Source organism: Marinobacter sp. UBA3604 (genome assembly GCF_002375325.1).
GTDB lineage: Bacteria > Pseudomonadota > Gammaproteobacteria > Pseudomonadales > Oleiphilaceae > Marinobacter > Marinobacter salarius.
This window is the reverse complement of the sequence record NZ_DFMB01000023.1, coordinates 1-13,570: the sequence shown is the minus strand read 5'-3', so window position 1 is coordinate 13,570 and position 13,570 is coordinate 1. Positions and strand designations below refer to the sequence as shown.

Below are 13,570 nucleotides of genomic sequence, written 5' to 3'. Positions count from 1 at the left end.
GTTTCTGGTGTCTGACGAAAAAACGGAACACTTTTGGTGTGTTTGTCGTGTAGCGGTCGGGTTTTCGGAGAGTGGGGAGTTAGCAATGGGGTCTGCCGACCAGGCAAGCGATGGTTATTCGGCGGTGTTTTTCATGGACGGCAGCGACGTGTCGCGCCAGATGCGTGCGTCTGAGTTCGGAGCCTTTCTTGATGGCTACGTTGGCCTGTCCGACCTGGCAGATACCGATGTAAAGGCCGTTTACGTATTGCTTGGCAGCGACCTTCTGGTGCGTTCGCTGGTTTTCTTCCGAATCTATTTTGATGAGGAAGGCAGGGCTGACAGCCATTGGAACTTGCCCGTAGAAAAACTGGCCCGCAAAGGTGCCAAGGGCCCGGATATGGGTGCTGGTCCGATTCGATTGGTGTGTCGCAGTCAATGCCCGAAGTCTGCCAGTGCCGAGGATTTCTGGGATCCTGATATGACCCCGGGAAGCAACCACTTCCAGGCCATTCGGCGCGCCGTGGATGCGAACACACTGAGGTTCCGCAAGGTGGAGCCCACGCCGGAAGAGGATATTCCTGTGTTGGGTGCCGAGTCCCGTTCCCAGGAAGAACCTGAGGTTTCCGCAGACCGGGTGCGGCTTGCCCGTGTTATCCGGGAACAGCGGCTTCGCATCAAAACCCTGCAAAGTGTTCATCGCGATGCGCTGTCTGATCTGCAGCGTGAAAACCGCCATGAGATGCAGGCCCTGCGTAATGAAACCGCCGAACTCCAGCAGAAGTATGAGCGCCAGAAACTCAGCAATGAACAGCTGAAAAAACGCCTTGCTGAGCGCAATGAGCAGTACCTGATGATGCAGGAGCAGATCGCCAGTGGTGAGGCCCGTAACGAGCGCGAGGGTGCTACGGCGGATGCCGAGGTGGTGTTGCTGCGAGAGCAACTGGAGCGCCGTCAGCGCGAACTGGAATTGAGGGACGAAAAGATCGTGGTGCTGGAGCAGGAAAACTATGACTTGCGACACCAGCCGCCAACCGAAAATTCAGTCATGGATCATCTGCAAAACCATTCGGTCTTCCTGGTGGCCTACCACGCCGGGGTAGGTCATATTACCCTGCCTTACGATGATATCGAGAGCTATTTCCGCAACCCTGTGGCCTACGCTGCTGAGCGTTGCGGGCTCAATGAGCCGGCCTACCGGCAATGGCTTGACCACTATGAACACCCGGTCTGCCATCATAAGCTTACCAACGGTAAACCCTGTGGTGAGCCCGTCATGCGCATCAGTCAGCCGGCTGAGTTTCGGGCAGAGGTGGATGATCGCTGCGAACAGCACCGGCCGAAGGACTCCAACTAACCTGCCTCTAGCGATTTCCTGCGGGATCTTTTTTCAGAATCGGGCCGTATTTCGTTACTATGGGTGCTGATACGCCCCCGGGTGATGAATCAGCTCCGCCCCGGCCCAACCCAGACACCCACAGGAAGCTACATGGATCAATTCAGAAACATTGGCGTGATTGGCCGCATGGGCAGCGTAAAGGTGGTCGAATCGCTGCGTCAGCTCAAACAGTATCTGGTGAGCAATAACTATCACGTGATCATTGAGGAAGACACCGCCAGTATGCTGCCTGGTCATGGTCTTCAGGTGGCCAGCAAGAAGCTGCTGGGTGAAATTTGTGACCTGGTTATTGTGGTGGGTGGTGATGGCAGTCTGCTGGGCGCTGCCCGGGAACTGGCCAAATCCAAGATTCCGCTGCTGGGTGTGAACCGTGGTCGTCTTGGTTTCCTGACCGATATTTCTCCGTCTGACCTGGAGGAACGGCTGGGCAAGGTCCTGCAGGGGAAATACATCGAAGAGACACGTTTCCTCCTGGATGGGCACGTGGAGCGCAATGGCCAGCCCCTGGGCTTTGGAACCGCCCTGAATGACGTGGTGCTGCATCCCGGCAAATCGACCCGGATGATCGGGTTCGACCTCTACATCGACGGACATTTCGTATACAGCCAACGCTCGGATGGGCTTATCGTGGCTACGCCGACCGGGTCGACCGCCTATTCGTTATCGGCGGGCGGGCCGATCATGCATCCGAAACTCGATGCCGTCGTGCTGGTGCCCATGTTCCCGCACACGTTGAGCAGTCGCCCGATCGTGGTGGACGGCAAGAGTGAGATCAAGCTGGTGATCGGTGAAACCAACGAAACCTATCCGCAGATCAGTTTCGACGGGCAGATGAACATTGCCTGTGCCCCCGGCGACATCATCCGAATCACCAAGAAACCCTTCAAGATTCGCCTGATTCACCCCGCGGATCATAATTTTTACGCCACATGCCGGGACAAGCTGGGCTGGGCCAGTGAGATTGCAGCGAGCTAACAACATGCCAGGACAGGAAAGATCCGCGAGCCGCGGTTACGACATTATCGGCGATATTCACGGATGCGCTCATACCCTGGTGCGGCTACTGGACCAGATGGGCTATCGCAAGGTTAACGGTGTCTATGAACACCCCCGGCGCCAGGCCATATTCATTGGTGACATCATTGACCGCGGACCTCGTATCCGTGAGGCACTGCATCTGGTCAGGGACATGGTCGAGCACGGTTCCGCCCGCATCGTAATGGGAAATCACGAGTACAACGCCCTGGGCTACTGCACCCGTGCCCGCCCCGGCAGTGGCAAGACGTTCCTGCGGGAGCACAATGCCCGGCACGACCGGTTGATCCGAGAAACCCTCGAACAGTTCGAGCATTACCCCCACGAATGGAACGAGTTTCTGGAGTGGTTCTACACCATTCCCCTGTTTATCGATGAGCCGGATTTCCGGGCAGTACATGCGTGTTGGGACAGCGACCTGATCACCAAATTCAAGGAAAATCAGGGAGGTGCCTGTATCGATGACGAGTTCCTCCATGCGTCGGCGGCGATTGAGTCCTTCGCCGGCCAGGTCATGGATACCTTGCTGCGCGGCACGGATCTTCGCTTGCCGCCGGGCGTGAAGATTACCGGTAAAGACGGCTACGTCAGGGAGTTTTTCCGCACCAAGTTCTGGGCTGATAACCCGAAAACCTACGCCGACGTGGTGTTCCAGCCCGACCCCTTGCCGGAGGACGTCGCCTGCCGTGAGCTGACGGACGCTGAGCGAGGCCAGCTGATCAGCTATCCCGCTTCAGCGCCACCGGTGTTCGTGGGCCATTACTGGATGGAAGGCGAGCCGGCACCACTGAAACACAATGTGGCCTGCATCGACTTCAGTGCGGTCAAATACGGCAAGCTAGTGGCCTATCGCCTGGATGGCGAACGTACCCTGTCCCGTGACAAGTTCGTTTGGGTGGATGTGGAGAGGCCGGAGCAGCCGGACTATCCCACCAGCGAAGACAGCGTGGCGAGGTAACCTGTGTATCGCGTGAAACAGATTGATACCGACATAAACCTGGCTGGTTTCAGTCGTTGGCTGAAAGAGCAGGGGGTGGAGCACCGGATCACCGAGGAGGGTGGGTCACAGGTGCTGTGGCTGGAGAACCCTGAGCATACGGAGCCGGTGTTACAGGCCCTTGAGCGCTTCCTGAAGGAACCCGAGGTGCAGGACGCTGTCAATACGACAGCGCAATCGCCGGTGTTTGTCGGGGGGCGTTGGCAGCCGTCGCCACGCCACGCACCCATGGTGCTCGCCATGATTGCCCTGGCCGTATTGATGGCTTGGGTGACGGCCATGGGACAGAATCAGCTATCCACCCTGTTGATGTTCGTCGATCCGCGTTTCTATGATGTTGGTACCATGGCGGATCGAATCCAGGCGCTGTCTTCTACCTTGGCTGGTGGGCAGGTCTGGCGCCTGATCACGCCAGATTTCCTGCATTTCAGCTGGACCCATATCATCTTTAATTCCGTCATGTTGTGGTTCCTGGGCAGTCAGGTTGAGTGGTTCGATGGCCGTGCGCGGTTACTTGCCCTGTTCGTAGTGACCAGCCTGCTGTCCAACGGATTGCAGTACATCGTGAGTGGGCCTCTGTTTGGCGGTCTGTCTGGCGTTGTGTACGGCATTCTGGGTTATTGCTGGCTGAGCCAGCGGCGCGTGCCCCGTTTCCAGTTCCCGCCTGCGCTGGTGACGTTTGCCGTGGCCTGGATGGTGATAGGCTTTACGCCATTTACCGAAATGGTGGGGTTGGGGCAGATGGCAAATGAAGCCCACCTGGGAGGCTTTGTGGCTGGGCTTGCCCTGGCGGCCATTTTGCCGGTACCAAAAAAAGCCCCGCGAAACCGCGGGGCATGAAAAGAGCGTATAGCTCCTGATGAGAGAGACCAAATGAATACGACCTTCGTCATTTGGTGAGTTAATGATAATCATTATCGTTTATTGTTGTCAACGGGTTTCCTCACATTTTTTGCTAGCAAATGATTGGAGAACGAAATGACCTACGAAGAGCTGATCAAACGGCTGGACCCCGCTGTTTATCAGAGCCTCAAGCGCGCCCTTGAGCTGGGCAAGTGGCCGGATGGTCGTAAACTGAGTGACGAGCAGCGGTCGATCTGCATGGAGGCCGTTATTTATTACGAAGACCACCACAACACACCGATGGAAGAGCGGGTTGGTTACCTTGACCGCGGCGAAAAGGCGGGGACTGCGTGCGATCCCAGCGTGTCGCGCACAGCAGGGAAATCGTCAAACGGTACGGCCGGCTCAGATCAGTACTTTGAGGTGAAGTCTTGACCGCATTGGTTGATGTGACCGGTCGCCTGCGCAAGATGCCTGCAGAGGCCGGTGATCCGGTCAGCTATACCATCCGGGTGGGCGATACCCTCATCCCCCTTAATGAGATGGTCGGGTACCCGTTGCAGTTTGATTTCGATGGCGTGATACGCTGCATCAACTGTGATCGTAAGACCAACAAGAGTTTCAGCCAGGGTTACTGCTATCCCTGTTTTCGTAAGTTGGCCGCCTGTGACAGCTGCATCATGAGCCCGGAAAAATGCCATTACCATGAGGGCACCTGCCGTGAGCCGGAGTGGGGAGAGACTCACTGCATGATTGAGCATGTGGTGTATCTGGCTAATTCGTCCGGTCTCAAGGTGGGCATAACCCGTGGTTCTCAGGTGCCAACTCGCTGGATAGACCAGGGTGCCGTCGATGCCATCCCGATGGTCCGGGTGACTACCCGACAGTTAGCAGGTTTTGTGGAAGTCGCGTGCAAGAAGTACGTCGCGGACCGAACCAACTGGCGGGCCATGCTTAAAGGCGACGTGCCGGATCTGGATCTGGTTGAAGAGCGTCGCCGCATGCTGGAGCTGGTCGCCGACGATTTGTCGGAATTGCGCGCCGCCCACGGTGAGAACAGTATCCGGGCTGTCGATGAAGACGGGTTGGCTTTGAGCTATCCGGTCGAGGTATGGCCCCGGACGGTAAAAACTCATAATCTGGACAAGTCGCCCTCGGCGGACGGCGTGCTCCAGGGGATCAAGGGCCAATACCTGATCCTGGATACCGGTGTTATCAATATCCGTAAATACACCGGTTATGAAGTCCGCTTCCGGGTCTTCCCAAACCACTGAGCCCGGCCCAACGAATTCTGGAGAAAGTGAATGCGTACCAGTCAGCCACAGACCATTTTCCTCAAGGATTACCGCGTGCCCGCCTTTCTGGTGGACCATGTGGATCTGCGTTTTGAACTGTTTGAAGATGGGGCCAGGGTTCACTGTACCCTGGCCATGCGCCGGAATCCCGACAGCGATTCCTCGGACAAGAGCCTTGAACTCGACGGCGACAGCCTGACCACACTTGAATCGGTGAGCCTGGATGGCAAACCCCTGGAGGGCAGCGCCTACGAGGACCGTGACGACAAACTCACCCTTTATGAAGTGCCGGATCAGTTTAATCTGGGGATCGTGACCTGGATCGAACCCCAGAACAACACGCGCCTGGAAGGTCTGTACAAATCGTCGGGCATGTTCTGTACCCAGTGTGAAGCCGAAGGCTTCCGCTGCATCACGTACTTTCCTGACCGGCCCGATGTGATGGCCCGTTTCCGCACCCGTGTTGAGGCGGATAAAACCCGCTATCCCATCCTGCTGTCCAACGGCAACGATGTTGAAAAGGGTGATCTGGCCGACGGCAGGCATTTTGTCACCTGGGAAGACCCATTCCCGAAGCCCTGCTACCTGTTTGCCCTGGTGGCCGGTGACCTCCTGGAAAAGCGGGACAGCTTTAAGACAATGTCAGGTCGTGACATTGATCTGCGCATGTACGTTGAGCCCCGCAACGCCGAGAAGTGCGACCACGCCATGGACTCCCTGAAACGCGCCATGCGCTGGGACGAGGAGGTGTATGGCCGCGAGTACGATCTGGATATTTTCATGATCGTCGCAGTGGATGACTTCAACATGGGCGCCATGGAGAACAAGGGGCTGAACATTTTCAACTCCTCGTGCGTACTGGCCAGCCAGGAAACCGCGACGGACATGGCGTTCCAGCGCATCGAGTCGATCGTGGCCCACGAGTATTTCCACAACTGGTCCGGTAATCGCGTGACCTGTCGCGACTGGTTCCAGCTTAGCCTGAAAGAAGGCTTCACGGTGTTTCGGGATTCCTGTTTTTCTGCCGATGTGGGTTCGCCCACTGTCAAGCGGATTGAGGATGCGACCATGCTTCGTACCGCTCAGTTCGCCGAGGATGCGGGGCCAATGGCGCACCCGGTTCGTCCGGAATCCTATATGGAGATCACGAACTTCTACACGCTGACCATCTACGAGAAAGGTTCGGAAGTGGTGGGCATGATCCATACGCTGCTGGGGCCCGATCTGTTCCGCAAGGGCAGTGACCTGTACTTTGAGCGGCATGACGGTCAGGCGGTGACAACAGACGACTTTGTCCGCGCCATGGAGGATGCCAGTGGTCGTGACCTGTCGCAGTTCCGTCTCTGGTACGAGCAGTCTGGCACGCCAGAGCTGACAGTGCGGGATGAGTTTGATGACGCTGCTGGCATCTATCGCCTGACCATCAAACAGTCGATTCCGGATACACCGGGACAGACCGATAAGAAGCCGCAGCACATCCCATTTGCCATCGGCCTTCTGGGTGCCGAGGGTGAGTCGTTGCCACTGAAGCTGGCTGCAGATGATGCCGATGCGCCAACGGACCGGGTCCTGGAGTTGACCGACGCCAGTCATACCTTCGAGTTCCACGGCTTGTCGGAGCGGCCAGTGCCTTCATTGTTGCGGGGGTTCTCGGCGCCGGTGCGGGTATTCTACCCGTGGACACGGGAGCAGCTCACCTTCCTGATGAGCCATGACTCGGACGGTTTCAATCGCTGGGACGCGGGACAGCGCCTGGCGGTGGACGTCATCAACTCACTGGTGTCGTCCACCGATGGGAACGTGGACGCCGGCCTGGTTGAGGCGTATCGCAGCCTGTTGGCGGACTCGTCTCTGGATCAGGCGCTGGTTGCCAAAATGCTGCAACTGCCATCCGAAGCCTATCTGATCGAACTGGCTGATCAGCCCAACGTACCTGCCATCCACAGAGCCCGTGAACGCGTGCTTGCGCATCTGGCGAGATCGCTGAGGGACGAGCTTCTGGCCTGCTATCACCGCAACACCCTGAGCGGTCACTACGAGGTGACGCCGGAGGCCGTGGCGCGTCGAAGCTTGCGGAATACCGCCCTGGCCTGGCTCCTGCACATCGATGATGAAGAGGGCCGGACGCTGGCGACAAGCCAGTTTAACGAGGCCGATAACATGACGGATCGTATGGGGGCCCTTCGTGCCCTGGTGAACTCCGGTTACGAAAAAGAGCAGGAGCAGGCACTCGCAGACTTCTACCAGCAGTGGAAGGACGACCCCCAGGTGGTTGAGCAATGGTTCGCGGTGCAGTCGGGCAGTACCCGCACCGGAGGCTTGCGCAAAGTCCATGAACTGATGGAGCACCCGGCGTTCGACTGGAAGAACCCCAACAAGATCCGCTCGGTGATCGGGGTGTTTGCTGGCCAGAATCTCCCTGCCTTTCACGCAGAGGATGGAGCCGGTTATCAGTTCCTGGCGGAGCAGGTGCGAAAACTGGATGACAGTAACCCACAGATTGCGGCCAGGCTGGTGTCTCCGCTGACCCGCTGGCGCAAATTCGCGCCGGTTCACGGCGAGCAGATGAAATCGGCGCTGGAGACCGTTCGTGACAAGTCTGGATTGTCGCGAGATGTCTACGAGGTGGTTCACAAGAGCCTTGCCGGCCAATAGGGAAGCGAGATCGCTGGGGTATCCGTCTGCCGCAACGCGGGGCCTGTCACAGGCGGATACAAAATCGCACTTTCGGTCGATAGACAATATCGGCCAATCGGCTACTCTGTCAGGAGCCGATATTCCATGACAACACAATAAGAAAAGCCTTCTACAGGGCTTTCAGACAGGTTTAAGGTTAAAAAATGACATACAAGAACAATGTGATTTTGGGCAGTCTGTTTGCTCTTTCGGTTTTTGCCATGCCAGCCAGTTCCGCCGTTTCCAGTAGTGAAGCCGCTCGACTGGGTCAGGATCTTACCCCGTTTGGCTCCGTGAAAGCCGGCAACGAGGCAGGTACCATTCCCGCGTGGACGGGTGGCCTCACCGAAGCCCCTACCGGATATGAGGGTAGTGGTCAGCACCATATCAACCCTTTCCCGGACGATGAGGTGTTATTCACCATCAGCGCGTCCAACATGGATCAGTATGACGAGTACCTGACCGACGGCCTCCGCGCCATGCTCGACACCTATCCGACGACCTTCCGTATTCCGGTCTACAAAAGCCGTCGCACACACGCGGTGCCGGATTGGGTTGCTGAAAACACCAGGGAAAATGCCGTAGATGCTGAGGTAGTGGGTAAAGGCGAGGGTATCGATGGCGCCTTTGCCGGTTATCCTTTCCCCATCCTGCACGGTAATAATGAGCAAAAAGCCTGGCAGGTAATCTGGAATCACCTGACTCGCTGGCGTGGCGTTTCCGTAACCCGCCGTTCAAGCGAAGTGGCAGTGCAGCCGGATGGCGATTACTCCCTTGTGACCTCTCAGCAGGAAGCCTTCTTCAATTACTACAACCCTGAGGGTAGTGAAGAAGAACTCGATAACGTTATTTTCTATTATCTGTCGTTCACCCAGTCGCCACCCCGTCTCGCCGGTGGTGCCATCCTGATTCATGAAACTCTGAACCAGATTATCAACCCGCGTAATGGTTGGGGTTACAACGCCGGCCAGCGCCGTGTTCGCCGTGCACCCAACCTGGGCTATGACTCTCCGATTGCAGCCGCAGATAATCTGCGAACAGCCGATGACACCGATATCTTTAACGGTGCCCTGGACCGCTACAATTGGGAATATGAGGGCATGCGGGAGATCTACGTTCCCTACAACAATTACCGCATCGGTGAGCAGGGCACGCCTTACTCCGAAATCCTGGGTATTTCCCACCTGAATCCGGACCTCACCCGTTGGGAGCTCCATCGGGTGCATGTTGTGGAAGCGACCCTGAAGGAAGGGGAGCGCCATATTTACGGCAAGCGTCGCTTCTATGTGGATGCCGATAGCTGGAACACCTTGCTGCTGGACCAGTACGATGGCCGCGGTGAGCTCTGGCGCGTAACCATGGGCCTGGCGAAAAACTATTATGAATTGCCTGGCGTATGGACAGTGCTGGATGTGTACCATGACCTTCAGGCCCGTCGTTATCACGTGCTGGGCCTGGATACCGAAGAGGGTTCCACCCGTAAGTTTACCAACGACGTGCCCAACCGACGGTATTTCTCGCCGGCTTCCCTGCGTCGCAGGAGTGTGCGTTAACGTCTTGACTCGCTGTTGGAACACGATTTTCGCCAGAGACGGATGGCGACGGATATACCGGTGGTCGGAAGGTCACCGGTATATTCATAGTATTGGCCGGTGCGACCGGCAAAATCAGAGTGACACAGTTCAACACAACATATAGGCAATCTGAATGGCTACAAGGTTGATGTGCAAGACTCTGGGAGCGGCCTGTCTTGGACTATCCATGGCATTGTCCGCGCCCACGGTGTTTGCGCTTGCAGATATCATCGAAACCCCATCCCGGCCAACTGCGCTTGCGCCAGAGCATCTGCTCAATGATGTCGACACGGCGGGCGAACGAATCGTGGCAGCCGGTGTGCGTGGTCATATCATTTTTTCCGATGATGATGGTGAAAGTTGGGTGCAGGGTGAAGTTCCGGTATCCGTCACATTGACCGGCGTGGATTTTGGCACTGAACAGCATGGCTGGGCCGTTGGGCACAGTGGTGTTGTTCTCCATTCAGACGATGCGGGCGAAAACTGGGAGCTCCAGCTCACCGGTGTCCGGGCTGCTGAATTGGCGATTGAAAGTCGCCAGGAGCAGATCGACGAAATGGAGCAGAAACTGGAAGAAGCCCCGGAGGACGAGAAAGACGACCTCGATTGGGCGTTGGGCGATCTGTATTTCTCGCTGGAAAACCTGCAGGCGGATCTTGAAATCGGCCCGGTGAACCCATTTCTGGATGTTTGGTTCGAAAATGAGAACCACGGTTTCGTTGTTGGTGCCTATGGCATGTTTTTGCGCACGACGGACGGCGGAAAGACCTGGAAAGACTGGGCGCCGAAGCTTGAAAACCCCAGCAGTTTTCACCTGAACAGTATTGGCCAGATCACTGGCGGTGGCCTGGTGATCGTCGGTGAGGCTGGGCAGATTTTCGTGTCCGTCGATGGCGGTGACAGCTGGGAGAGACGTGAGAGCCCCTATGAAGGCTCCCTGTTCGGAGCAATCGGAACCGGTAATGTGAATGAGATACTCGCATTCGGTTTGCGTGGGAACATCTTCTTTTCATCCGACCTGGGCAGAAGCTGGAAAGTGGTGCCCAGTGAGTCGGACGCAACCCTCAATGATGGCACGGTGTCCGAAGACGGCCGTATCACGTTGGTTGGCAATGGTGGCGCAGTGCTAATGAGCACCAACGGTGGAGATACCTTCCGTCCCTACTTCCGGGATGATCGGGAAGGGGTGATGGATGTTGTCCCCGTATCGGGAACCAATCTGCTGATTGTGGGCGAGGGTGGCGTGAAGCACACCGACGCCCGCGGCAAGAATCTTCAATAACGCCCTGATGCGGCACCAACAGATAGAAAATTAGAGGGGCTTTTGAATGTCGAACCCGAAGCACGACAAGGGCGAGCATTACCTGACTACACCGAAGGCAGAACCGTTCCTGGAACGGCTGATCTTCAACAATCGGGCCATCATCCTGATTGCCTTTTTCTTCCTGACGCTGTTCCTTGGCTACAACGCGGTCAAGATTGAGCCGGATGCCAGTTTCGAGCGGATGATTCCGTTGGAGCATCCCTACATCGTCAATATGCTTGAGCACCGGGACGATCTGGAGAACCTGGGTAACTTTGTGCGTATCGCCGTGGAAGTGGAAGAGGGCGATATCTTCACAGCCGAGTATATGGAAACCCTGAAGCAGATCACCGATGAGGTGTTCTATCTCAACGGGGTGGACCGTTCCGGATTGAAATCACTCTGGACCTCCAACGTTCGCTGGGTTGAGGTGACTGAGCAAGGGTTCCAGGGCGGCACCGTGATCCCGGACGGTTACGATGGCTCCCGAGCCACCCTTGAACAGCTGCGTCAGAACGTACTCCGTTCGAACGAAGTAGGGCGCCTGATTTCCGACAACTTCCGTTCTACCATCGTGTACGCGCCGCTTTATGAGAACAACCCTGAAACTGGCGAGCCGCTGGACTACGGTGAGTTCTCGCGCCAGTTGGAAGAAAAGATCCGGGACAAGTACGAGGCGCAGAATCCGAACATTGAAATTCACATCGTCGGTTTCGCCAAGAAAGTGGGCGACCTCATTGAGGGTATTGGTTCCATTGCCTGGTTTGCGGGCATCACCATTATCCTGACGACCCTGTTGCTGTTCGGGTACTCACGTTGCATTACCGGAACACTGGTTCCGGTGTTCACCTCCATCATCGCGGTGTTCCTGCAACTGGGCACATTGAGGCTGTTGGGGTATGGCCTGGACCCTTACTCGGTTCTGGTTCCGTTCCTCGTATTTGCCATCGGCATCAGTCACGGCGTTCAGATTGTGAATGCCATGGCGGTGGAAGCGGCGAAAGGGTTTGATTCCGTTACCGCGGCCCGCCTTGCGTTCCGGGCGCTCTATATCCCGGGCATGCTGGCTCTGATTTCAGATGCCTTCGGCTTCCTGACTCTGTTCTTCATCGAGATCGATGTTATCCGGGATCTGGCCGTTGCCGCCGGCATCGGTGTGGCGTTCGTCATTCTGACCAACCTGGTATTGCACGTATTGATCATGTCGTACCTTGGTATCTCCAAGGGCGGTGTTCGTCATGTGCAGAATCATGGTGAAAAGCAGGATCGCAAGTGGCGCGTCATGTCTTACTTCGCACATCCCGGTGTGGCACCGATTTCTCTGTTGATAGCGGTTATTGGCCTGGGGCTTGGCCTTTATTACAAGCAAGGCCTGAAAGTCGGTGACCTTGATCAGGGTGCGCCGGAGCTGCGGGCCGATTCCCGCTACAACAAGGACAATGCCTATATCATCGACAACTACTCAACGAGTGCCGATGTGTTGGTCGTGATGGTGAAAACCGAGGAAGAGCAGTGTACCCAGTACAACGTTCTCCGCGCCATGGACAACCTCCAGTGGGAACTTCAGAACACGCCTGGTGTGCAGTCCTCGGCGTCTTTGGCCGATGTGTCCAAGATTGTTACCAAGGCACTGAACGAGGGTAACTGGAAGTGGTATGAGATTTCCCGCAACCAGACCATTATCAATGCCTCGATCCGTGAGGCGCCGGCAGGCCTGATCAATACCAATTGTGATCTGACACCGGTGCTTGTTTTCCTTGAGGATCACAAGGCAGAAACGCTGGAAACAGTCACCGAACGCGTTGAGGAGTTCGCCAGCAACAATAACAACGACGAATACACGTTCATGCTGGCCGCCGGTAATGCGGGCGTCGAAGCTGCCACGAACGATGTCATCTCAAGTGCGAAGAACATGATGTTGATCTTCGTCTACGGTGTGGTCGCGTCATTGTGCCTGCTGACGTTCCGTTCTATCCGTGCGGTTCTGTGTATTCTGATCCCACTGGGCCTGACGTCGATCCTGGCCGAGGCGATCATGGCGGTATCAGGCATTGGTATCAAGGTAGCGACGTTGCCGGTTATTGCGCTGGGCGTGGGTATTGGTGTCGACTACGGTATCTATATCTACAGCAAGCTCGAGAAGTTCCTGTTGGAGGGCAAGACACTCCAGGAAGCATACTTCGAGACCCTGAGGTCTACTGGTAAGGCGGTTATCTTTACCGGTGTCACACTGGGTATCGGTGTGGTTACCTGGATCTTCTCGCCGATCAAGTTCCAGGCGGATATGGGGTTGTTGCTGTTCTTCATGTTCATCTGGAACATGGTGGGCTCTATCTGGCTGCTGCCGGCCCTGGCGCGTTTCCTCCTGCGCCCGGATCGAATGGTTGCCAAGGCCCGCGCGAACAAATAAGATTCGCGTCCGCCTGATCAAAAAAGCCCGCTCTGCGGGCTCAGATTGCTGACGAACCC

Annotated in this window: 10 protein-coding genes; all 10 read left to right on the top strand. The window is 56.5% G+C overall.

From position 1 onward, the window contains the following. Window positions 1-85 precede the first annotated feature (85 nt). Window positions 86-1,336, top strand: coding sequence for a DNA repair protein (locus B2590_RS06665; RefSeq protein ID WP_041334726.1), 1,251 nt, complete (start codon window positions 86-88; stop codon window positions 1,334-1,336). A 132-nt stretch (window positions 1,337-1,468) separates the two neighbouring features. Beyond that, window positions 1,469-2,353, top strand: a complete 885-nt coding sequence (locus B2590_RS06660) for an NAD(+) kinase (RefSeq protein ID WP_007151855.1) — start codon at window positions 1,469-1,471, stop codon at window positions 2,351-2,353. Between the two features lie 4 nt (window positions 2,354-2,357). Beyond that, the gene (locus B2590_RS06655) at window positions 2,358-3,371 is read left to right on the top strand and encodes a metallophosphoesterase (RefSeq protein ID WP_036204586.1); all 1,014 of its coding nucleotides are present in this window, start codon (window positions 2,358-2,360) and stop codon (window positions 3,369-3,371) included. A 3-nt stretch (window positions 3,372-3,374) separates the two neighbouring features. Beyond that, complete coding sequence (locus B2590_RS06650) at window positions 3,375-4,250, top strand: rhomboid family intramembrane serine protease (protein ID WP_151981838.1); 876 nt, start codon at window positions 3,375-3,377, stop codon at window positions 4,248-4,250. Window positions 4,251-4,388: 138 nt separating this feature from the next. Further along, window positions 4,389-4,688 carry a YeaC family protein gene (locus B2590_RS06645; protein ID WP_036204593.1) on the top strand — a complete coding sequence of 100 codons (300 nt, stop codon included), beginning with the start codon at window positions 4,389-4,391 and terminating at the stop codon, window positions 4,686-4,688. Then, window positions 4,685-5,527 (top strand): DUF2797 domain-containing protein, encoded by an 843-nt coding sequence (locus B2590_RS06640; protein WP_085681349.1) that lies wholly within the window; start codon window positions 4,685-4,687, stop codon window positions 5,525-5,527. The genes B2590_RS06645 and B2590_RS06640 overlap by 4 nt, the downstream gene beginning before the upstream one ends. 30 nt (window positions 5,528-5,557) lie before the next feature. After that, window positions 5,558-8,203 (top strand): aminopeptidase N, encoded by a 2,646-nt coding sequence (pepN, locus tag B2590_RS06635; RefSeq protein WP_286811781.1) that lies wholly within the window; start codon window positions 5,558-5,560, stop codon window positions 8,201-8,203. A 185-nt stretch (window positions 8,204-8,388) separates the two neighbouring features. Further along, entirely contained in the window at window positions 8,389-9,777 is a 1,389-nt protein-coding gene (locus B2590_RS06630) for a DUF1329 domain-containing protein (RefSeq protein ID WP_036204601.1), read from the top strand. A gap of 154 nt (window positions 9,778-9,931) precedes the next feature. Further along, on the top strand, window positions 9,932-11,080 hold the full coding sequence (locus B2590_RS06625) for a YCF48-related protein (RefSeq protein WP_226909899.1): 1,149 nt from the start codon (window positions 9,932-9,934) through the stop codon (window positions 11,078-11,080). A gap of 46 nt (window positions 11,081-11,126) precedes the next feature. Next, the gene (locus tag B2590_RS06620; protein WP_036204606.1) at window positions 11,127-13,511 is read left to right on the top strand and encodes an efflux RND transporter permease subunit; all 2,385 of its coding nucleotides are present in this window, start codon (window positions 11,127-11,129) and stop codon (window positions 13,509-13,511) included. Window positions 13,512-13,570: the final 59 nt, after the last annotated feature.

What these genes read in the sequence shown, in the direction of transcription:
- B2590_RS06645 (WP_036204593.1), top strand. Translation starts at nt 4,389, where the DNA reads ATGACCTACGAAGAGCTGATCAAACGGCTGGACCCCGCTGTTTATCAG.
- B2590_RS06620 (WP_036204606.1), top strand. Translation starts at nt 11,127, where the DNA reads ATGTCGAACCCGAAGCACGACAAGGGCGAGCATTACCTGACTACACCG.
- B2590_RS06655 (WP_036204586.1), top strand. Translation starts at nt 2,358, where the DNA reads ATGCCAGGACAGGAAAGATCCGCGAGCCGCGGTTACGACATTATCGGC.
- B2590_RS06630 (WP_036204601.1), top strand. Translation starts at nt 8,389, where the DNA reads ATGACATACAAGAACAATGTGATTTTGGGCAGTCTGTTTGCTCTTTCG.
- B2590_RS06660 (WP_007151855.1), top strand. Translation starts at nt 1,469, where the DNA reads ATGGATCAATTCAGAAACATTGGCGTGATTGGCCGCATGGGCAGCGTA.
- B2590_RS06625 (WP_226909899.1), top strand. Translation starts at nt 9,932, where the DNA reads ATGGCTACAAGGTTGATGTGCAAGACTCTGGGAGCGGCCTGTCTTGGA.
- pepN (WP_286811781.1), top strand. Translation starts at nt 5,558, where the DNA reads ATGCGTACCAGTCAGCCACAGACCATTTTCCTCAAGGATTACCGCGTG.
- B2590_RS06665 (WP_041334726.1), top strand. Translation starts at nt 86, where the DNA reads ATGGGGTCTGCCGACCAGGCAAGCGATGGTTATTCGGCGGTGTTTTTC.